This window comes from Micromonospora sp. PTRAS2 (genome assembly GCF_054052245.1).
Window position 1 is genome coordinate 226,354 of sequence record NZ_JBSWBU010000009.1, and the last position, 22,343, is coordinate 248,696.

At 73.7% G+C, this 22,343-nt stretch carries 12 protein-coding genes and 1 pseudogene; 11 read left to right on the plus strand and 2 right to left on the minus strand.

Annotated features, from left to right (window positions below; all coding sequences use genetic code 11):
- Nucleotides 1–56: 56 nt before the first annotated feature.
- Nucleotides 57–1,019: a hypothetical protein gene (locus ACVMYR_RS25365; RefSeq protein ID WP_457122945.1), complete on the plus strand. Its 963-nt coding sequence runs from the start codon at nucleotides 57–59 to the stop codon at nucleotides 1,017–1,019.
- Between the two features lie 56 nt (nucleotides 1,020–1,075).
- On the opposite strand, the gene ACVMYR_RS25370 is transcribed toward ACVMYR_RS25365, so the two are convergent.
- Together ACVMYR_RS25370 and ACVMYR_RS25375 are read right to left on the minus strand one after the other, a co-directional pair.
- Nucleotides 1,076–2,290, minus strand: coding sequence for a S8 family peptidase (locus ACVMYR_RS25370; protein ID WP_077937867.1), 1,215 nt, complete (start codon nucleotides 2,288–2,290; stop codon nucleotides 1,076–1,078).
- Nucleotides 2,291–2,358: 68 nt separating this feature from the next.
- Nucleotides 2,359–3,594, minus strand: coding sequence for a S8 family peptidase (locus ACVMYR_RS25375; RefSeq protein WP_077937868.1), 1,236 nt, complete (start codon nucleotides 3,592–3,594; stop codon nucleotides 2,359–2,361).
- A 401-nt stretch (nucleotides 3,595–3,995) separates the two neighbouring features.
- Here ACVMYR_RS25375 and ACVMYR_RS25380 point away from each other — a divergent pair, with 401 nt between their 5' ends.
- From ACVMYR_RS25380 to ACVMYR_RS25425, 10 genes and pseudogenes are all read left to right on the plus strand, one after another.
- Nucleotides 3,996–4,910 carry a ribokinase gene (locus tag ACVMYR_RS25380; RefSeq protein WP_457122946.1) on the plus strand — a complete coding sequence of 305 codons (915 nt, stop codon included), beginning with the start codon at nucleotides 3,996–3,998 and terminating at the stop codon, nucleotides 4,908–4,910.
- A gap of 5 nt (nucleotides 4,911–4,915) precedes the next feature.
- Nucleotides 4,916–5,893, plus strand: a pseudogene (locus tag ACVMYR_RS25385) (ABC transporter permease); the annotation flags it as partial.
- Between the two features lie 110 nt (nucleotides 5,894–6,003).
- Nucleotides 6,004–7,026, plus strand: a complete 1,023-nt coding sequence (locus tag ACVMYR_RS25390) for a substrate-binding domain-containing protein (RefSeq protein WP_077937873.1) — start codon at nucleotides 6,004–6,006, stop codon at nucleotides 7,024–7,026.
- Between the two features lie 3 nt (nucleotides 7,027–7,029).
- Nucleotides 7,030–8,574: a sugar ABC transporter ATP-binding protein gene (locus tag ACVMYR_RS25395; protein ID WP_457122947.1), complete on the plus strand. Its 1,545-nt coding sequence runs from the start codon at nucleotides 7,030–7,032 to the stop codon at nucleotides 8,572–8,574.
- On the plus strand, nucleotides 8,571–9,026 hold the full coding sequence (gene rbsD / locus ACVMYR_RS25400) for a D-ribose pyranase (RefSeq protein WP_043963491.1): 456 nt from the start codon (nucleotides 8,571–8,573) through the stop codon (nucleotides 9,024–9,026). Before ACVMYR_RS25395 ends, rbsD begins: the two co-directional genes overlap by 4 nt.
- Nucleotides 9,027–9,070: 44 nt before the next feature.
- Entirely contained in the window at nucleotides 9,071–9,778 is a 708-nt protein-coding gene (gene deoC, locus ACVMYR_RS25405) for a deoxyribose-phosphate aldolase (RefSeq protein WP_457122948.1), read from the plus strand.
- Between the two features lie 76 nt (nucleotides 9,779–9,854).
- Nucleotides 9,855–10,622: a GntR family transcriptional regulator gene (locus ACVMYR_RS25410; protein WP_043963493.1), complete on the plus strand. Its 768-nt coding sequence runs from the start codon at nucleotides 9,855–9,857 to the stop codon at nucleotides 10,620–10,622.
- Nucleotides 10,623–12,133: 1,511 nt separating this feature from the next.
- Complete coding sequence (locus tag ACVMYR_RS25415) at nucleotides 12,134–13,369, plus strand: NAD(P)/FAD-dependent oxidoreductase (RefSeq protein WP_043963494.1); 1,236 nt, start codon at nucleotides 12,134–12,136, stop codon at nucleotides 13,367–13,369.
- A gap of 98 nt (nucleotides 13,370–13,467) precedes the next feature.
- Nucleotides 13,468–14,628 (plus strand): aromatic ring-hydroxylating oxygenase subunit alpha, encoded by a 1,161-nt coding sequence (locus ACVMYR_RS25420; protein ID WP_457122949.1) that lies wholly within the window; start codon nucleotides 13,468–13,470, stop codon nucleotides 14,626–14,628.
- Nucleotides 14,625–22,343: amino acid adenylation domain-containing protein (locus ACVMYR_RS25425; protein WP_457122950.1), on the plus strand; the 7,719-nt coding region annotated here is incomplete at its 3' end. The genes ACVMYR_RS25420 and ACVMYR_RS25425, both read left to right, overlap by 4 nt.

The window sequence follows — 22,343 nt, forward strand, 5'->3', positions numbered from 1 at the left end:
TCCCGGCCCCGGATCCGTACTCCCCGGTGCCGTTCACCGGACAGAGAGGTCAGCGCATGTCCGCACCCGAGGCGCGTCCCGCGCCGTCCGACGTCGACGGTCGCCGTCCGCGCGTCGTCACCGGCGTCGTCGTGGAGCCCGATCCCCACGTCGGCGTCGGCGCCGCACACCCGGCCGACGCGTACGCCGGGTCGGGCTTCTTCGCCGGCCCGGTGATCGACGTCGAACCGGCACGCCCCGCGACGCCCCGTCGGCGGCCCGTCGTCGGCATCGTCGGAGTCGGGGTGATCCTGGCCCTGCTCGCCGCCGCCGCGCTGGCCCTCGCCTCGGGGCCGCCCGGCCTGCGCGCGGCCGGGACCGCGCCGGCGCCGGCGGTCGACGGCGGTGGCCCCGCGGCCGGCGGTGGCCTCCCGCACACCGTCACCGCGCCCCTGGGTGGCCGCGCACGGGCGGCGTTCGAGCTGGTCACCGGCACCACCGCCGTCGACCTGCGCCTCGTCGACCTCGGCGCGGACCTCTACCGGATCAGCACCCCGGCGGACGGCGACAGCGCCCCGCGGCCGGTGCGCACCGCCGAGGGCGTCGCGCTGCACCTGACGCCCACCGGCCGCGCCGGACCCGGGGTGGTGCAGATCCGGCTCACCTCGCGGGTCGCCTGGCGGCTGGTGATGGGCGGCGGCGCGAGCACCCAGCTGCTCGACCTGCGCGCCGGCCGGCTGATCGGCGTGGACCTGGCCGGGGGCACCGACCGCACGGAGCTGCGGCTGCCCGCCGGGGACGGCAGCCTCGCCGTGCGGCTGACCGCCGGGGTCAACCAGCTCACGGTGTCCGTGCCGGACCTGCGGCCGGTGCGGGTGCGGGCCGTCCGCGGCGCCGGCTCGGTCACCGTGCACGCCGACCGCCGCGTCGGCGTGGCCGGCGGCACGGTCATCACCACCCCGGGTTGGGAGGCCGCCACCGACCGCCTCGACCTGGACCTGGTCGGCGGGGCCGACGCGGTCACCGTGCTGCGGCGCTGACCGGACCACCCGCCGCGGCCCGCCCGGCGGGCCGCGGCGGGGCGGTCACCGGAGTGTCAGGGGCCGCAGTAGAGCATCCGGTTCGGCGAGCCGACGCCCGGGCTGCCGACGACACCGACGGTGGCGGTGGCGGCGAGGTGTGCCGCCACCTGCGCCGGGGTCCAGGTGGGATGGTCGGACAACACGAGGGCGGCGCAGCCGGCGACGTGCGCGGCGGCCATCGGGCTGCCGCTGACCGTGTTGGTGGCGGTGTCGCTGGTGTGCCAGGTCGAGGTGATGCTGCCGCCGGGGGCGAAGATGTCCACGCAGGTGCCGTAGTTGGCCGAGCCCATCTTCGCGTCGGTGGCCAGGGTGCCGGAGACCGTGAGCGCCGTGGGCACCCGCGCGGGCGAGAAGTTGCAGGCGTCGCTGGACGAGCTGCCCGAGGGCACCGCGTACGTGACGCCGGAGTTGATGGAGGCCGTCAGCGCGGCGTCGACGGCGCTGCTGGCGCTGCCGCCGAGGCCCATGGTGGCCACGGCGGGCTTCACCGCGTACCGGGTGACCCAGTCGATGCCGGCGATGACCTGGGCCCAGGTGCCGCTGCCGGTGCAGTTGAGCACCCGCACCGGCACCAGCCGGGCGTCCTTGGCCACGCCGTGCAACTGGCCGCCGACGGTGCCGGCGAGATGGGTGCCGTGGCCGTTGCAGTCGTCGGCCGGCAGGGCCCCGTCGACCGCGTCGTACCCTCCGGTGACCGAGCCGCCGAAGTCGACGTGGCTGGCGCGGATGCCGGTGTCCAGGACGTAGGCGTGCACGTTCGGCGCGGTGTTCGGGTAGGCGTACCGGCCGTCGAGCGGGAGATTGCGCTGGTCGATGCGGTCCAGCCCCCACGACGGCGGGTTGAGCTGGACGCCCGCCGCCAGCGCCGTCACGTGGTTCTGCTCGACGTACGCCACGGCCGGGTCGGCGGCGAGGCGTCGGGCGGCCCGCTCGGGCAGGCGGATCTCGAAGCCGCGTACGGCGGCGTGGTAGACGTGGCCGCGTACGCCGCCGAACCTGCCGGCGAGGCGGTCGGCGGTGGCGGCGACCGCGGCGGCCGACCCGGCGGTGGCCCGGTCGTCCAGCAGCACGAGGTAGCTGTCGGGCACGGCGGTCGCGCCGCCGGCGTGCCGGATGGGTCCGGTGGCCGCGGCGGCCGGCGACGCGGCGGCCGGGCCCGCACCGAGCGCGAGGGCGACGCCGAGGGTGGCCGCCAGCGACCGCCGGCGTCGGGTGCCAGGAACGATCATGTCCGGTCCTTTCCTCCGACGCGCCGGCCCCGGGGTGGTCACCCCGGGGCCGGCGGCTGGTCGTCAGGTCAGCTGGTGGGGGCGAGGTAGAGCAGGCGGTTCGGCGAGCCGCTGCCGGGGCTGCCCACCGTGCCGGTGCTGGCGGTGGAGGTCAGGTACGACGCCACCTGCGCCGGGGTCCACGACGGGTTGTTCTGCAGCACGCGGGCGGCGCCGCCGGCCACGTGCGGCGAGGCCATCGAGGTGCCGCTGATGGTGTTGGTGGCCGTGTCGCTGGTGTACCAGGCGGACAGCACGGCCGAGCCCGGCGCGAAGATGTCCAGGCAGGACCCGTAGTTCGAGTACGACGCGCGGGCGCCGTCGCTCTGGGTCGCGCCGACGGTGAGGGCCGTGGGCACGGCGGCCGGGGAGGTGTTGCACGCGTTGGCGTTGGAGTTGCCGGCGGCCACCGCGTAGGTGACGCCGTCGGCGATCGAGTTGGCCACGGCGGTGTTCAGGGAGGTGTTGAGGCCGCCGCCGAGGCTCATGTTCGCCACCGCCGGCTGGCCGGCCTGGTGGTTGGAGGTCACCCAGTTGATGCCGGCGATGACGCCCGCGGTGGTGCCGCTGCCGGCGCAGTTGAGCACCCGCACGGCCACCAGCCGGACGCTCTTGGCCACGCCGTAGGTCGACCCGCCGACGGTGCCGGCGACGTGCGTGCCGTGGCCGTTGCAGTCCGCGGCCGGCAGGGCGTTGTCGACCGCGTCGTAGCCGTCGACGGCCCGCCCGCCGAACTGGCTGTGGGTGGTCCGGATGCCGGTGTCGATGATGTACGCGGTGACGCCCGAGCCGGTGCTGACGTAGCTGTAGGTGCCCGACAGCGGGAGGGCGGCCTGGTCGATCCGGTCCAGGCCCCACGGCGGGTTGGTCTGGGTCGTGGTGGCCGTCACGGTCTGGTTCTGCTCGACGTACGCCACGGCCGGGTCGGCGGCCAGCCGCTTGGCGGCCCGCTCCGACAGCCGGACCTCGAAGCCGTTGAGCGCCTCGCCGTACACGTGGCCGACGGTGGCGCCGTACCGGCCGGCGAGGGTGCCGGCCGAGTTCGCGACGGCGGCGGCCCGGGTACCGGCCCGGCCACCGACGGCGCTGTCCTTCAGCACCACGATGTAGCTGTCCTTGACCGCCGTGGCGCTGCCGGCGGACAGGATCTCGCCGGTGGCGGGTGCCGCGCTGGCCGGCGCACCGACCGTGGCGGCGGCCAGCGCGGCGGTGGTGAGGACGCCGAAGGCGGCCAACCGGCGGGGGCTCGTGCGGGGGAGTGTCATCTCCCGGTCCTCCCTTGTTCTGGCCGGCCCGGGCTTCGTGAACCCGTAGGGCCGGTCCGAGCGGTTGTGGGGAGCCTATGGTCAATCCGCGGACATCGATATATACCGAACGGTTCATAGCGTGGCCCTATGGCCGGCGGGTCGGGTCCCGGGCTCGCCCGCGCGGTCGGCCGCGGCGTGGCGGCCCGGCGATGCCACCGGGAACAAAAGCCCCATGTGGTACGAAGGCCGCGGGGATCATCTTCGCGAAGGAGGCCTAAGCCTCCTTTCGGCACTGGTCGGCGCGCTTCCAGGTTGCGGGAATGTTGCCGCGAAATGTCGGCGCAGCCCTTGACACCGCCCTTCGGCGATCCTTACGGTCCCCTGAGTTGTACATGGTTGTCCATGAACATGGGGTCGGGATGAAGATAGCAGTGATCGGCAGCTACGGCGCCGGGCTGACCATGCGGGTGCCCCGGGTGCCGGTGGCCGGGGAGACCCTCTCCGGCGGCAGCTTCGCCTCGGGCCACGGCGGTAAGGGCTCGAACCAGGCCGTCGCCGCCGCCCGGCTCGGCGCGCGGGTCAGCCTGCTGACCGCCGTCGGCGCCGACCAGTTCGGCGCCGCCGCCCGGGAGCTCTGGGCGCGGGAGGGGGTGGACGCGGCGGGCGTGCGCACCACCACCGCGTCCGCGACCATGGTCGGCGTCATCCTCGTCGACGCCGACGGCGAGAACCGCATCGCCATCGCCCCCGGCGCGCTCGACGAGCTGACCCCCGCCGACGTCGCGGGCTTCGCCGACCGCATCGCCGAGGCGGACCTGGTCGTGGTCTCCCTGGAGATCCCGCTGCCGGTGGCCCTCGCCGCGCTGCGCACCGCCCACGAGCGCGGCGTGCGCACGCTGCTCAACCCCGCCCCCGCCGTCGCGCTGCCCGACGAGGCGTGGGCCTGGATCGACGTGGTCACGCCCAACGCCAGCGAGGCCCGGGTGCTCACCGGTCGCGACCCCGGGGACCCGGCCACCGGCGACGAGCTGGTGGACCTGCTGCGCACCCGGTACGCCGGGACGATCGTGCTCACCCTCGGCGCCGACGGCGCCCTCGTCGACCACGACGGGCGGCGCACCCGTGTCGACCCGGTCACCGTCGCCCGCGTCGTCGACACCACCGGCGCGGGCGACGCCTTCACCGGCGCGCTCGCCGTGGCCCTGGCCCGTGGCGACGCCCTCACCGACGCGGTGCGCTTCGCCGCCGCGGCCGGCGCGCACGCCGTCGGCGTCGCCGAGGTGATTCCCGCCCTGCCCTACCCGGACGACGTCGCGGCCCTGCTGAGGAGATGAGACCGATGGCCCAGACCACCACCCCCGTGGCGCCCCCGGTGGCGAAGCCCGCCGCCGCCCCGCCCGCCCGTTCCCCGCTGCGCCGCTTCCTGCACGCCCGGGAGGCCAGCACCTTCCTCGCCCTCGTCGTGCTGTTCGCCCTGGGCACCCTGATCGCCCCGGGCTTCGTGGGGACGGGCAACTTCCTCACCGTCGGCCAGCAGATCGCCCAGATCGGCATCATGGCCGTCGGCGTCACGTTCGTGATCATCAACGCCGAGATCGACCTCTCGGTGGGCTCGATCTACGGCCTCGGCGCCGTCGTCTGCGGGCTGCTCATGACCTCCGACGTCGCCTGGCCGTTGGCCGCCCTCGGCGGGATCGCCGCCGGCGCGGCCGCGGGCCTGCTCAACGGGCTGATGACGGTCGGCTTCGGCATCCCGTCGTTCATCGTCACGCTCGGCACGCTGAGCGTCTACCGGGGCGTGACGCTGCTGCTCAGCGGCGGCGCGCCGATCTCGCTGTCGGCCAAGGACCCCGCCGTGGCCGAGTTCAACCTGCTCGGCCAGGGCAAGCTGTTCGGCGTCGTGCCGATGCAGCTCGTGCTGTTCGCGCTCGTCGCCGTCGTCGGCACGATCGTGCTGTCCCGCTCCCGCTACGGCTTCAACACCTACGCCGTGGGCGGCAGCGCCGAGGCCGCCCGGCTGTGCGGCATCAACACCGGCCGGGTGAAGGTCGCCGCGTTCACCCTGTCCGGGACGCTCGCCGGCTTGGCCGGCGTGCTCGGCCTGTCGTTCCTGTCCTACGTGCAGGGCGTCACCGGCACCGGCATGGAGCTGACCGCGATCTCCGCCGTGATCATCGGCGGGGCGGCCCTGTTCGGCGGCTCCGGCACCATGCTCGGCACCGTCATCGGCGTCGCGTTCATCGGCGTCCTGCAGAACATCCTCAACCTGCGCGGCATCTCCTCGTTCTGGCAGACCGTGGCGACCGGCGCGGTGATCATCCTCGCCGTCGCCGCCGACACCTGGCTGCGCAGACGCTCCGGGCGTCGGTGACCGTCCCCGGCCCGCGCCTTCCCCCCTTCCCCCCCCACACCCAAGGAGCCACCCCGATGAAGCTGTCCCTCCGGCGCCGGGTCGCGGTCGTCGCGACCCTCGGCCTGGCGCTGCTGGCGAACTCCGCCTGCGGCGCGGTCACCCCGGCCAGCACCGCCTCCGCCGAGAACGGCGGCGGGTTCAAGCTCGCCGACTACATCAAGGAAGCCGTCGAGAAGGGCGAACCCCTCAAGATCAAGCTCAGCTACCACGACCCGTCGCTGGCCTTCGCCGTCCCGATCCGGCAGGGCATGGAGCGCGGCGCCAAGGAGTTCGGCGTCGACGCGCAGATGATCGGCCCGTCCGGCGGCAACCCCGCCGATCAGGTCGCCGAGCTGCAGACCCTGATCAACCAGAAGCAGATCCACGGCCTCGCGGTCTCCTCGGCCAGCAACGACGCCCTCAAGCCGGTCATCGCCCAGGCGTACGACGCCGGCATCCCGATCATCTCGTTCAACACCAACAACCCCGAGTCCAAGCAGATGGGCTTCGTCGGCCAGGACCTCGTCGCCTCCGGCCGGTCCCTGGCCAAGGAGCTGCTGGGCGTGCTCAAGGGCAGGACCGGCAAGGTCGTCGTCGCCTCGGTCGACTCCGGCGCCGGCTGGTCCAACGACCGGTTCTCCGGCTTCCAGGAGGGGGTCAAGGACTCCGGCCTGCAGATCGTCGGCCCGGTGAACACCGGCAACGAGCCCAGCGCCGCGTACAACACCATCGAGTCGACGATGGCCGCGCAGAAGGACGCGATCGCCCTGGTCTCGCTCGACTGCTGCAGCTTCACGGCCGGCGCCAAGTGGCTCCAGCAGTCCGGCAACGTCGGCAAGATCCACTCGGTGGGCTTCGACGTGCAGCCGCAGACCGTCGAGTACCTCAAGGCCGGCGTGGTCGACCTGACCATCAGCCAGGCCCCGGCCGAGCAGGGCTACCAGGCGGTCAAGCTGCTGGCCGAGTTCCTCAAGAACGGCACCCCGATCGCCGGCGTCGACACGGGCGTCCTCGTCGTCACCCCCGCCACCGTCGACGACGTGCCGGTGGAGGGCTGACCGATGACCAGCCCGGCCACGATCGCCGCACCGCCGACGGCCGCCGTCGAGGTGACCGGCCTGTCGAGGCACTTCGGCGTCGTCCGCGCCCTGCAGGACGTCACCCTGAGCGTCCCCGCCGGCAGCCTCACCGCCGTGATGGGGGAGAACGGCGCCGGCAAGTCGACACTCATGAAGATCCTGGCCGGGCTGGACACGCCCACCACCGGTACGGTCCGGGTGGCCGGCGAGGAGGTACGCCGCTTCGACCCGGCCACCCTGCTCAGCCGCCACCGCGTCGCGCTGGTCCCGCAGGAGCTCGCCCTGGCCCAGGACCGCACGGTCGCCGAGAACATCATGCTCGGCGCCGAGCCGGGATCCCGGCCCTTCCCGCACCGGCGGCGGATGGACGAGCGCGCGGCCGAGCTGCTGGACCGGCTCGGCCTGCGGGTCGACCCCCGGCGCACCGTCCGCCACCTCGACGCCGCGGCGCAGCAACTGGTGGTGGTCGCCCGGTCCCTGGCCCGCGAGGCGCGGGTCGTCATCCTCGACGAACCGACGTCGATCCTGTCCCCGGCCGAGTCGGACCGGCTGTTCGAGGTGATCCGCTCCCTGCAGGCCGACGGCGTCACCCTGCTCTACGTCTCGCACCGGATGCCCGAGGTCTTCGCGTTGTCCCAGCACATCCACGTGCTGCGCGACGGCCGGCACGTCGGCGACTGGTCCACCGCCCGGGTCAGCCCCGACGAGGTGGTCTCGGCGATGGTCGGCCGCGAGCTGGCCGCCGAGTTCGCCCGGCACGACACCGTCGCCCCCGCGGCGACGGCCACCCCACGGCTGCGGATGCGGGCCGTGACCGGGGCCGGGTTCACCGGCGTCGACCTCGACGTCGCGCCCGGCGAGGTGCTCGGCGTGGCCGGCCTGCCCGACAGCGGCCGCGTCGAGCTGCTGCGCGGCGTCTTCGGCGCCGACCCGGTCCACCGCGGCGAGCTGCGGCTCGACGGCGAGCCGTTCGCCGCGCGTACGCCCCGCGACGCGATCCGCGCCCGCGTCGCCTACCTGCCCGGGGAACGCCGGCAGCAGGGCATCCTGCCGACGATGAGCGTCGCCGACAACGTCAACGTCCTGACGCTCGGCCGCCGGCAGCGCCTCGGCCTGCTGCGGCGCGGGGCGCTGCGCCGCGACGCCGACACCCGGGCCCGCGAGCTGACGGTGAAGACGTCCGGCACCGCGCAGGGCATCACCCAGCTCTCCGGCGGCAACCAGCAGAAGGCCCTGCTCGCCCGCTGGCTGTCCATCGAGCCCCGGCTGATGCTGCTCGACGAACCCACCCGCGGCGTCGACGTCGGCGCCAAGGCGGAGATCTACCGGCTGTTCCGCCGCCTGACCTCCGACGGCGTGTCGATCGTCGTCTCCTCCTCGGACCTGCCCGAGCTGCTGACCGTCAGCGACCGGATCGCCGTCATGGCCGCCGGGCGTCTGGTCGGCGTGCTCCCGGCGGAGCAGGCCACCGAGGAGAAGGTCATGGCGCTGGCCACCGGCGCGCACACCATGAAGGAGAACGCATGAAACGCACAGGCCTGCTGCACGCCGAGCTGTCCGGGGTGCTCGCCACCCTCGGCCACACCGACCTCCTGCTCGTGGTCGACGCCGGGTTCCCGATCCCCCGCACGGCGCACCGCATCGACCTCGCCGTCGCCGAGGACCTGCCCGGCCTCACCACCGTGCTCGACCTCGTCGCCGACGAGATCATCGTCGAGGGCGTCGTCGTGGCCGAGGACGTGACCACCCACAACCGTCCCCTCGCGGACTGGCTGGGGCAACGCTTCCCCGGCGCGCCGCTGACCACCCGCCCGCACGCCGAGATGCTCGGCGAACTGGCCCACCAGGCCAAGGCGATCGTCCGCACGGGCGCGTTCAACCCGTGGGGCAACGTCGGGCTGGTCTGCGGCGTGGACGTGCCGCGCTGGTTCGACGAGCCCGGCGTCGTCGTCCCCGACTACTACCGGGACCGCATGTAGCCCGGCATCCGCCCGCACCACGACGCACCGACTTGGAGAAGAACGTGAGCACAGCCATCCTGCCCGACGCCGAGATCACCCCGGCGGCGCTGGCGCCCTACATCCAACACACGCTGATCGACGTCGGCGTCACCCGCGACCGGATGGTCGCGCACGCCGAGGAGACCCTCCGGTACGGCTTCGACGCCGCCATGGTGCCCGGCTCCTGGGTCGCCGAGGTGGCCGAGGTGCTGCGCGGCACCGACGCCGGCGTCGCCTCGGCCCTCGACTTTCCCACCGTCGGCGTGACCACCAGCGCCGGCAAGGCCGCCGAGGCGGAGAGCCTGGTCCGGGCCGGGGCCACGCAGATCGACATCGGCGTGCAGATCGGCTGGCTCAAGAGCGGCCGGTACGACGACTTCCGCGACGACATCGCCGGCGTCGTCCGGGCGGCCGGCGTGCCGATCAAGGTCATGCTGGAGTTGCCGCTGCTCACCCCGGCCGAGCGGGAGGCCGCCGTCGAGCTGTCCATCGAGGCCGGCGCCGCGTTCCTGAAGAACGCCAGCAGCGGCGCGGTGGAGATCGCCAACCCCGACAGCATCGCCTGGCTGGTCGACCGCGCCCCGCAGGGGGTACGGGTCAAGGCCTCGGGCGGCATCAAGTCCTTCGCGCAGGCCGTGTCCCTGCTGCGGGCGGGGGCGGTGCTGCTGGGCACCAGCGCCGGGGTGGCTATCGTCACCGACGAAGTCAACGAGCACACCACGAGCTACTGACCGTCCGTCGCCCCTCGACGGCGGTGGCGGCACCGGCCACCACGTCGAGGGGCGACGGCCCCCACGGGAAGGCACCATGTCCGACCAGTCCAGCCCGCACGAGGCGACCGAGCGGCTCGACCGCGACGCTCCGGCGCCCCTGCACGCCCAGGTGTCGGAGCAGATCCGGGCCCGGATCCTGGCGGGCGAGTGGCCGCCGCACTACCGGCTGCGCAGCGAGCCCGAGCTCGCCGCCGACCTGGGCATCTCCCGGGGCACCCTGCGCCGGGCCCTGTCCACGCTGATCCGTGACGGCCTGCTCGTGCAGGTCCGGGGGAGGGGCACCTTCGTCACCTCCACCGCCATCGAGCCGTCGATCGCCCAGAAGCTGACCACGCTGTCCGAGGACTTCGCCCGGCAGGGCGTCTCGTACACCACCCAGGTGGTGACCCAGCGGGTGATGGCGGCCCCGCCGCCGCTGGCCACGCTGCTCGACCTGAACCCCGGGCAGTCCGTGCTGCGGCTGGAGCGGCTGCGCTGCGCCGCCAGCGGGCCGGTGGCCTGGCTGGTCAACTACGTCCGCACCGACCTGGCCCCCGGCCTGGAACGGGCGGACCTGGCCGACCGGTCCCTGTTCGGCCTGCTGGAGAACGACTACGGGCTGAAGATCACCACCGGCCGGCGGACGTTCACCGCGACCGCCGCCACCGGGCGGATCGCCGAGGCCCTCGGCGTGCCGGAGCACTTCCCCCTGCTCTACCTGGAGCAGATCACCTACCTCGACGACGGTCGCGCGATCGAGTATTCCGACGTGTGGATCCACAGCGAACGGATGCGGGTCACCTCCCTGCTCAGCCGCCGCTGATCGCGGGAGCACATCGGGTCGGCCCGATTGCGGGGCCCCCGCGCGGAGTCCGCCAGGTGGAACGTGACCGCGATCTCATTGTCATGCTTCGATGTGTTGCGCACGCGTTGCAATCCTGTGTGTGAGCTGTGGAAGGCGGTCGGCCGTCTTCCCCATGGCGCGGCGTGCGAGGTCGGCGAAGGGTCGTGCCAGGGGCGGGGCGCCGCGCCGCGTCGGATGCCGGAGAGTCGTCTCGCGGAATTGTCGTCCGTGGGATTCGCGTGGCGCATTGCGGTGCCGGGTGGCCGCCGCGTCCCCGGGCGCCGGTGGCGGTCGTCCGGGACCGGGGGGGCGGACGGTGTCACTCGGGAGTGACATGGGGATCGCGGCTGCTGAGGCGGCGGTTCGCCGGGGTGCCGGGTCTGCGCCCGGCGTCGCCCGGCTGTGCGGCGGAGCCCCCCCCGGGGGCGCGCGCCGTCGCCGCCCGGCGGGTGAGGGCGATTCGTCCGCGCGTTCTCGTGGGCCTGCTGGTCGCGCCTATCCGTCCACCGGCCGGCGAATGTGATTCGGCGATCGCCGAGAACTGTTCTGCAGGCAATCGTCCACCGGTGCCCGGTCCCGTTCGGTGCGCGCGTCATCGCGTCCGGGGCGACGCCCCCTCCGCCGTTCTCGCGGCGGCGCGGCGGAAACGACTCATCCGGGCGGGCGTCGGATCTGCCAACGGGCGGCAAACGTCACCGGCGTGCTTCCTCCCATTACCTATTCGGTCCGCCGAAATACGATCCCGCCCTGATTCCTTTCTTCAATTCCTCGGTCCGCCGGCTCAGCGGCGCGGTTGAGGTAACCGTGGCGCGGGGGCGCGGGTGGGGCCGGGCGGGCCGAGGCGGACCGGCCCGCCCCACCGCCCTGTGGTTATCCAGGGCAAATGTTCTCCGAGGCAACCACATGTCGGTGCAGAAATCGCCAAAGGCAACCGACCTGATTCCGGGTGACCGGCGGGCGTCGCGTCGGTTAATTGTCGTCGATCAACCAAGCTGGCCGCGTTGCCGCCATATCGCCGCAGCTCAGGGGGGTGATGACCGGAATGTAGCGTTCGGTGGGAACGGCTGGGCTGGCCCCCATCTTGGCTCGTTCGCCGCCTTATGGGGCTGATCCCCCTGCCTACGGGCTTCGCCGGCAAGGACCCCTTCCGTCGGGATCGGCCGAGGTGTCGACCGGCTCAGCGCTGCGGTTTCCGGTGTCGTTACATATTACTGATAGTGATTGCCGCTGGTCAGCCGCATTCCCAGCTTGCTTTCAGGAAACTTTGCGAATGTGATACACGTCACACTTCGTTCAGGTATTTGTCTGGGTTCATGGTCAACATGCAGGGGCTTGCCGCGTCGGGGGCCGTTCCGATAGGTGCCTGCGGCAACCGGGTGCGCTGCCTATCCATTGACCGAATGGAACGCCGTAACTAGCCTCTTGGCCATCCCACACCCGCATTGGACGGTTGCTTTATCTCGGGCTGACGACTGATCGGAGCAAGCCCCATGTTCGATGTAATCGTTGTCGGTGCACGCTGCGCTGGTTCGCCGGTCGCAATGCTATTGGCCAGGCGTGGCCACCGGGTTCTGATGGTCGACCGCTCCTCCTTTCCGAGCGACGCGGTGTCGACCCACTACATCCACCAGTCCGGGCTGGCCCGCCTCCAGGCATGGGGTCTGCTCGACGAGGTGATCGACGCGAAGACGCCGGCCATCCGCAAGATGAACTACGCCAACCACGGCATCCCCCTGGTGGGCTTCGCCGATCCCATCGACGGGATCGACGCGGTCTACTGCCCCCGGCGCGTCGTGCTCGACGAGATCCTGGTCAACGCCGCCCGCCGCGCCGGCGTCGAGGTCCTGGAGCAGTTCACCGTGTCCGACCTGGTCTTCGCCGACGGCCGGGTGGTCGGCATCCGCGGACGCGAGGGCGACGGGCCGGACCGGGAGTTCCGGGCCAGCGTCGTCGTGGGCGCCGACGGCTTCCACTCCACCGTGGCCAGGAAGGTCGGCGCGGAGCTGTACAACGTGCGACCCGCCGCCGGGTTCACCTACTACTCCTACTACAGCGGGCTCGACTGGGGCCTGCACCACAAGACCGGCTTCCACGAGCAGTGGTACGGCACCTGGCCGACCAACGACGACCTCAACATGGTCGCCGTCATCTGCACCCGGCGGCAGCTCAAGGAGTTCCGCCAGGACCCCGAGGCCCGCTTCCTGGCCGTCCTCGACGACGTCGAGCCGGAGATGGCCCAGCAGCTGCGCGACCAGGGCCGGCGTGAGGAGCCGCTGCGGCCGATGCGCTACCCGGACAACTACTACCGCCAGTCGCACGGGCCGGGCTGGGCGCTCGTCGGCGACGCCGGATACCACAAGGACCCGATCACCGGTTGGGGCATGACCGACGCCTTCCTGCACGGCGAGCTGCTCGCCGACCGCATCCACGAGGGACTGTCGGGGGCGCGGACCATGGACGACGCCCTCGCCGACTACGTGAAGGTGCGCGACGAGGAGACCGCCCCCGTCTACGACTACACGACGAGCGTCGCCGAACTCACCCTCACCCCCTACCTGGAGACCGTGCTGGGCGCGATCAGCACCAGCCAGGAGTGGACCACCAAGATGCTCGGCATCATCGCCGGCGGGGTGGAGGGCTACGAGATCTTCGCGCCGGACAACCTGGACCGGCTCTACGACGACGCCGGCGTGCCCCAGCACAAGCGCATCTACGAACCGTCCTGACCTGAGTGAGGCCGCGCCGGGCGAGCGCGGCACGACGGGGGAGGGCCGCGGCCCTCCGCCCCTCGTTCGGTGCACTTCATCCTCAAGGAGTCAAGCAGATGACGCGCGCGTCCAGCATGTTCGACCTCATCGGCCAACAGGACGACCAGCGGGCCTACTACGACACCGGCGGCCGTGGCCGGTCCCACGCGTTCTACACCGGCGAGGAGCAGTATCGCCGGGAGATGGAACGCATCTACGGCCGCCGGTGGCTGCCGGTGGACCACGTCTCCCGGTTCCCCGAGAAGGGGTCCTACGTCACCCTGACCATCGGCACCGGCTCGGTGCTGATCATCAACGGCGACGACGGTATCCAGGCGTACCACAACTACTGCCGCCACCGCGGCTACCGGCTCGTGGAGGAGGCCGCCGGCAAGCGGCAGAGCCTCGTCTGCATCTACCACTGCTGGGTCTACGACCGCAACGGCCAGCTGAAGAGCCTCAACGGCACCTACTTCGACCACTTCTTCGACAAGGAGAAGAACGGCCTGCTGCCGGTGCGCACCGAGGTCCGGTACGGCGTCGTCTTCATCACCTTCTCCGACGACGCCCCCGACCTCGACGCCTCCCTCGGCGAGTTCGGCGAGTTCGCCCGGGTCTACGAGCTGGCCGACCTCAAGTGCGTGCAGGCCAAGGACTACCCGGTCGCCTCCAACTGGAAGCTCGTGGCGCACAACGTCAACGAGAGCCTGCACTTCCCGACGGCCCACAAGGACCTGCACCGCATCACCGACTTCGACGACGCGGGCACGTACGAGCTCAAGGGCGACATCGTCGGCGCGTGGCAGGTCATCCGGGACAGCTACAACTCGGTCTCCATGACCGGGCGCAGCCAGCGCGCGCCCATGCCGCTGGTCCCCGAGGCCGACCTCAAGAAGATCAACTGGATCACGATCCTGCCGAACCTGCTCTTCGGCTTCACCGCCGACTACGTGATGATGCAGTGGGTCTGGCCCGAGAGCCCCAGCACCTGCATCGTCCGGCACTTCTGGCTGTTCCACCCCTCCGAGACGGCCAAGAGCGACTTCTCGCACGAGGCCGTCTTCGCCCTCTGGGACAAGGCCAACTACGAGGACTGGGAGCTGTGCGAGCGCACCCACCGCGGCCTGTCCAACCCGCTGTGGTCGCCCGGCCAGCTCTCCCTCGACGAGGAGGTCGTCTCCCAGATCGACGCCTGGGTGGCCCGGGAGACCGCTGACTCCGTCGAGAACGAGGGATGACCGCCGTGGTCAACTGCTTCGTCATCGGGGGCACGCGGGTCCTCGCCCGCTGCGCCGACCAGCTCGTCGCGGCCGGCGTACGCGTCGAGGGCGTCTTCACCGACGACCCGGCCGCCACCGCCTGGGCGGCCGAGCACGGCGTGCCCGTGCTCGACCCGCGCGCCGACCTCGTCGCCGCCCTCACCGACACCCCCGTCGACTACCTGTTCAGCATCGTCAACTTCCGCATCCTGCCCGGCGCCGTGCTGGAGCTGCCCCGGGTGGCCGCCGTCAACTTCCACGACGGCCCGCTGCCCCGCTACGGCGGCAGCAACGTCGCCGCCTGGGCGCTCTACGAGGGCGCGTCCCGGCACGCCGCGACCTGGCACCGGATGACCGAACGCGTCGACGCGGGCGCCGTCCTGCTCGAACGGTGGTTCCCGATCCGGACCCACTCCACCGCGCTGTCGCTGACCTACGAGACGGCCGAGGTCGGCATCGCCCTCTTCGCCGACCTCGTCCCGCACGTCGCGGCGGGGACGCTGCCCGAACCCGTCGACACCAGCGGCCGGGAACGCCGCTTCTACCTCCAGTCCGACCGCATCGCCGACGGCGGCCTCATTCACGCCGGCACCACGGCCGCCGAGGCCGAACGCATCTCCAAGGCCCTCGACTACGGCACCTTCCCCAACCCGCTCGGCGTGCCGACCCTCGTCACCGCCCAGGGCGCGGTCTTCACCCGCCAGGTCCGCCGCATCCCCCGCGAGGACCCGCTGCCCGAGACCGTCGCCACGGCCGTCACCGACTCGGCCCTGACGCTGTCCGCCCCCGACGCCGACCTGCTGTTGAGCGACTTCGTCGCCGTCGACGGCAGCGCGCTGTCCGCGCGGGCCGCCGCCCAGCGCCTCGGCATCGCCCCGGGCCGGCCGCTGCCCGCCGCGCCGCCCGAGCGGCTCGCCGCGATCGCCGGGGCGCAGGCCCCGCTGCGCCGGCACGAGCCCTGGTGGAAGGCCCGCCTGGCCGACCTGCGTCCCGCGCCGCTGCCCGCCGACGACTTCTCCGCCGCCGCCGCGCACTACGGCCGCTACGAGCTGGCCTACCTGCCCCGCACCCGGGCCGAGACCGTCAGCGTCGTCCGCGCGTTCCTCGCCGTGCTCGCCGAGCGCATGGAGGCGCCCACCTTCGACTTCGCCTGGTCGCCGTCGTCGGCCCGCGCGCTGGCCGAGGCGACCTGCGGGCTCGCCGCCGCGCGCGTGCCGGTCCGGTTCGACGCCGCCGACGCCGAGGCCCTCGCCGACCGGCTCGACGAGGCGGCCGCCCGCCACGGGTACGCCACCGACCTGGAGGTCCGTCTCGGGCTTGCCTACCGCCCGCCCGGCTCCGACACCCCGACCTTCACCCGCGTGATGGTGCTGGAGCGCGACCCCGACGAGGAGGCCGCCACCGACCCGGACACCGAGATCGCCCTGCTCTGCCTGCACGACGGGCCGCCGATCGTGTTCGTCCGCGAGACCGCGATGACCGCCGACGACGCCCTCGACTTCGCCGAGCGGGTGGAGGACATCGCCCTCGGCGCGATGCTCCCCGGCGCCGCCAGTCCGGCCACGCCGCGCGCCGCCGCGCCGGTGCCGCCGGCCCCCGAACCGGCCGCCGTCACCGACAGCACCGCGTCGGACATCGCCGCGTCCGACATCGCCCCGTCCGGCAGCGCCGGGTCCGCCGCCGCCCCCGCCCCCGTCGCCGCAGTGGCGGAGCCGACGCCGACGGGCCCCACCGTGCTCGACCTGGTCGCGGCCAGCGTGGCGGCCCGACCGCACGCCGTCGCCGTACGTGCCGGCGACCGCAGCATCGACTACGCCACCCTGGACGCCTGGGCCGACGCCGTCGCCGCCCACCTGTACGACCAGGGCGTCGAGGCCGGCAGCGTCGTCGGCCTGCTCACCGAGCGCGGCCCCGACCTCGTCCCCGCGATGCTGGGCATCCTGCGCGCCGGGGCCGCGTTCCTGCCGCTGGACCCCAACTACCCGGTGGAGCGGCTGCGCCGCTACGTGGAGGTCGCCCGCTGCGACCTGATCCTGGCCGACGCGCCCAGCCACGCCTTCGGCGAGACCGTCGGCACCGTCCTGCCGATCCCCGGCCCGGACGCCTCCGCGCTGGCCGTGCCGCCCACCGTCACCGGGGCGGACCTCGCCTACGTGCTGTTCACCAGCGGCTCCACCGGCGAGCCGAAGGGCGTGGAGATCGGGCACGCCGCGCTGGCGAACTTCCTCACCGGCATCGGGGAGCGACTCGGCTCCTCCGCAGCCGACGTGATGCTCGCGCACACCACCGTCGCCTTCGACATCTCCCTGCTGGAGCTGCTGCTGCCGCTGACCGTCGGCGGCACGGTCGCGCTGGCGTCGCGGGCGGTGGCCCGCGACCCGCACCGCCTGGCCGAGCTCATCGGCGAGGTCACCGTCGCCCAGGCGACCCCCAGCATGTGGCGGCTGCTGCTGGAGACCGGCTGGACCCCGGGGGCGGGGCTCACCGTCCTGTCCGGCGGCGAGGCCCTCGCGCCGGCCGTCGCCGAGCGGCTGCACGCCACCTCCCGCGCCCTGTGGAACCTGTACGGCCCCACCGAGGCGACGATCTGGGCGTCCGCCCACCGGGTCGACACCGTCGGGTCGTACCTGCCGCTCGGCGAGCCGCTGCCCAACCTCGACCTGCACGTCCTCGACGCCGAACTGAACCCGGTCGCCCCCGGCGGCACCGGCGAACTCCACCTCTCCGGCGTCGGCCTGGCCCGGGGCTACGCCAACCGCCCCGACCGGACCGCCGAGGTCTTCCTCACCCACCCGGCCACCGGCCTGCGCCTCTACCGCACCGGCGACACCGTGCGGCTGCACACCGACGGCACGATCGAGTGGCTGGGCCGCGCCGACTCCCAGGTGAAGGTCCGGGGCAACCGGATCGAGCCGGCCGAGATCGAACGCGTCCTCGGCAGCTACGACGGCGTCACCGCCGCCGCCGTGATCGCCGTCCCGTTCGAGGGCCGCGGCGAGCCGCGGCTCACCGCGTACCTGGTCGCCGACCGCACCCTCGTCAAGGCCGACCTGGACGAGTTCGTCGGGCAGCGCCTGCCGGAGTACATGGTGCCCGACGCCTATGTGCGCCTCGACGCCATGCCGCTGACGGACAACGGCAAGATCGCCCGGTCGCGGCTGCCCGAGCCGTCCCGGGACACGATCATCCGCACCGGCGTGCCCTCCGTCGCCGCCGTCGAGCAGCCGACGGCCGAGTCGACCGAGCCGCCGGCGCAGCGCATCGCCCGGATCTTCGCCGCCGTCCTCGGCCACGACGTCTTCCTGGCCACGGACAACTTCTTCGACCTCGGTGGCGACTCGGCCAACGTCACGATCGCGGCGGCGGCCCTCACCGAGGAGTTCGGCGTCGAGGTGACCCCGCCGGCCATCTTCGCCACCGGCACCCCGCAGCGGCTCGCCGAACTGCTCCAGCCCGGCGCCGCCCCGGCCGAGCGGCCCCGCACCGGCACCGGCACGGTGCGCAGCGGCGCCGGCAAGACCCCCGAGCAGGCCGTCGTCGCCGCGGCGGAGGCCGTCGTCGCCGCCGAGGCCGCGACCGACCCGGCGGAGCAGCCGGCGAGCACCGCCGTCACCCCGGCCGCCGACCGGCCGGAGCCGCCGCGCCCCCGGACGCCGGCCGCGCCCCCGGCCGCCCCGGCCGACGGCGACACCCGCACCGACCAGGCCGGAGCCCGCGCCGATCACGGCACGGTCCGCGCCGGCCACGGCGAAGGCACGGCCGGGCCCGCCGACGCCCCCGCCGACCACGGCGACGCCCTCGCCGTCATCGGCATGGCCTGCCGGTTCCCCGGCGCGGCCACCCCCGACGAGTTCTGGGCCAACCTCGCCGGCGGCGTCACCAGCGTCGGCGACGCGCCTCCCGGCCACCGGGGCTGGGCGCACCTGTGGACCGACGCCGACGAGGTGCCCACCGGCTGGGTCGACCGCGTCGAGTACTTCGACGCGGCCCGCTTCCACCTCACCGACCGGGAAGCCCGGCGACTGGACCCGCTGCAGCGCATCCTGCTCAGCGTCACCGACGAGGCGCTGGAGAGCTGCGGTCACGACGCCGCCTCCCTCGGCACCGCCACCGGCGTCTTCGTCGGCACGATCGCCAGCGACTTCCCCGAGCTGGTGGCCGGCAGCATCGGCCACGGCGACCCGCACGTGGCCACCGGCACCGCCGTGTCCATGGTCGCCAACCGGCTGTCGCACGCCTTCAACTGGACCGGGCCGAGCTTCGCCGTCGACACGGCCTGCTCGTCGTCGCTGGTCGCCCTGCACCAGGCCGCCATGTACCTGCGTACCGGCGAGATCGACGCCGCCGTCGTCGGCGCGGCCAACCTGGTGCTCACCCCGACCAAGACCCGGTCCTTCCTGCGCAACGGCATGCTCTCCCCGAACGGGGTCTGCCGCACCTTCGACGACGACGCCGACGGCTACGTCCGCGGCGAGGGCGCCGGCGTGCTCGTCCTCAAGCGGCTCGCCGACGCCCAGCGCGACGGCGACCCGATCCTCGCCGTCGTGCGGGGCGCCGCCGTCAACCACACCGGCGCCGCCGGGTTCCTCACCGCGCCGAGCAGCACCGCCCAGGAGGCGGTCATCCGCACCGCCATGCGGCGGGCCGGCGTCGACGCCGACGGCGTCGGCTACGTCGAGGCGCACGGCACCGGCACCCAGCTCGGCGACCTCATCGAGCTGGAGGCGCTGCGCGCCGCCCTCGGCGGGTCCGGTCGCGCCACCGTGGCCGTCGGGTCGGTGAAGACGAACATCGGCCACCTCGAACCGGCGGCCGGCATCGCCGGTCTGATCAAGACGATCCTGGCGTTGCAGGCCGAGCGCATCCCGCCCTCGGCCAACCTCACCTTCCCCAACCGCGGGTTCCGCTTCGAGGACTCGCCGCTGTTCGTCCCCGACCGGCTCGTGCCCTGGACGGGGCCCCGGGTCGCCGGGGTCAGCAGCTTCGGCTTCGGCGGCGTCAACGCCCACGCCGTGCTCGCGGCGGCGCCGCAACCCGCCCCGGCTCCCGCCGACGCCGGCCCCGGCCTGCTCACCCTGTCGGCGGACTCCGCCGACGGGCTGCGGACCCTCGCCGGCCGGCTGGTCCTGCTGCTGCGCTCGCCATACTGCCCGCCGCTGGCCTGGCTCTGCGTGGCCAGCCGGCAGCGCCCCGCGGCGACCCACCGGCTCGCCTGCGTCGTCGACACCGTCGAGCAGCTCGACGACAAGCTCATGCTGTTCCTCGCCCGCGCCGAGGGCACCCGCAACCTCCACGTCGGCGTCGTCGACCCGGCGGCGGCAGGCGGCACCATCGCACCGCTGGGCACCGACCGCGACGCCCTCGACGCGGCGGCCCGCCGGTTCGTCGCCGGCGACACCCTCCCGACCACCGAACGCGCCCCCGTGCGCTTCCCCACCGCGCCGCACGAGGAGAAGCACCTCTGGCTCGAACCCGCGCCCGCGCAGCTCACGGCGGGCCCGACGGCCCCGCCGCGTACGCACGGCTGGACGTGGGGCGAGCACCCCGAGGCCGCCGAACACGTCGTCCTCGGCAACCCCACCCTGCCCGGCTCCGGCTACCCCGGCAAGGTCGCCGAGGTCGTCGGCCGCGCCGCGTACGCCCTGCGCGACCTCACCTTCCGGGCGACCGTGCAGCCCCCGGCCACGCTCACCGCCGAGCGCACCGGCGACCGGATCACCTTCCGCGACGGCACCTCCGGCGTCGTGGCCGACCTGGAGCTGACCGAGCCGACGCCCGCCGACCCGGCGCTCACGCCACCGGCGAGCGCCGTCGGGTTCACCCCGGTCGGCCTCGACGAGATGTACCGAGACTTCGACCGCAACGGCCTGCGCTACGGCCCCGGCTTCCGCTGCGTACGGTCGCTGTCCACCGCGTACGGTCAGGCGCTCGGCACCCTGCGCGCCGACGGCGACCCCGCCGGAGCGGTCGACGCCCGGCTGCTCGACGGCGCCTTCCAGGTGGCCCTCGCCGCCTGCGGGGCCCAGGGCCTGTACGTGCCGTTCACCATCGCGCGGCTGACCGTGCACGCCCCGCTGCCGGCGGCCGTGCGCGTCTACGCCCGCCGCGACCGCGGCAGCGCGCCCGACGCGGGGCTGCTCACCGCCAGCCTGGTCGTGCTCGACGGCGACCGGCCCGTGCTGACCGCCGAGGGCATCACCTGGCGGCGGATCTCCCCGGCCCCGCCGCCCGGTCAGCCCGGGTCCGCCGGCGCGCAGGACCGGGCCCGGCACGACGGCGCCGCCACCGCGACGACCGCCGCCGGCAACGGTCGCGCCCCGGCCGCGCCCACGCACCCCGCCGTGCCGAGCGGCCACCACCGCGCCAACGGCTCCGCCGCCTCCGCCTCCCTCGGGCCGGCGCTGGCCAGGTGGATCGCCGAGGGGCTGGAGACCGACGTCGAGTCCCTCGAACTGGACCGCCCGCTGGAGGCCCAGGGCCTCGACTCGATGCTCGCCGTCTCCCTGGCCCAGGACATCCGCGCCCGCCTCGGCGTCGACATCCCGGTGACGCTGCTGCTTGAGGTGGGGACGGTGGAGAACCTCGTCACCGAGCTGCGCGACACGTACGGGGTCACCGCCGTGCCCGGCGCCGAGGCCGCGACCCCGGCCGCCGCGCCCCCCGCTGCCCCGGTCGACGCCCCGGTCGTCGAATCACCGGCACCCTCGCCCGTCCCGGCGGCCGCGCCGGCCCCTCCCGTCGCGGCTGCGCCCTCCGTCGCCGCGGCCCCCGTCGCACCGGCGGTCGCGGCGACGGAGGGGCCCACGGACCGGCACGACATGGCGATCATCGGCTTCGACGGGGTCTTCCCGAACGCCGGCAGCCCGGACGAGCTGTGGGAGGTCGTCACCAGGGGCGAGGACTGCCTGCGCGAGGTGCCCAAGTCCCGCTGGGACATCGACGACTACTACTCCGAGGACGCCGAGCCCGGCACCGTCTACCTGCGCCGCGCGGGCTTCGTCGACGAGCTGACCGGCTTCGACGCGGCGTTCTTCCGGATCTCGCCCGCCGAGGCACAGTGGATCGACCCCCAGCAGCGCCACCTCATCCAGTCCGCCTGGCGGGCCCTGGAGGACGCCGGGCTCTCCGGCCGCGCCTCCGAGCGGCCGACGGGCGTGTTCGTCGGCGCCAGCTACCAGCACTACCGCGACATGGTCGTCGGCGACGTCGTGCAGACCGCCGCCGGTCTCGGCAACCACAACGCGATCCTGGCCAATCGGGTGAGTTATTTCCTGGATCTGTCGGGTCCGAGCATGACGATCGACACGTTGTGTTCGTCGTCGTTGGTGGCGTTGCACACGGCGGTGCGCAGCATCCGTAGCGGCGAGTGCGACCAGGCCATCGTCGCCGGCGTGCACCTCGCGATGTCCCCCCAGTACTTCCAGCTCGGCTCCCGGCTGCGGTCGTTCTCCCCGACGGGTGCGTCGCGGGCGTTCGACGCGTCGGCGGACGGGTTCGTGCCGGGTGAGGGTGTGGTCACGGTGGTGGTCAAGCCCCTGGCCGACGCGGTGCGGGACGGGGATCGGATCCGTGGGGTGATCCGGGGAACGGCGGTGAACCACGGTGGTCGCACGAGTGGGTTGACGGTGCCGAGCAGTGCCGCGCAGCGCGACGTGATCGTGGCGGCGTTGCGGGATGCCGGGGTCGGGCCGGAC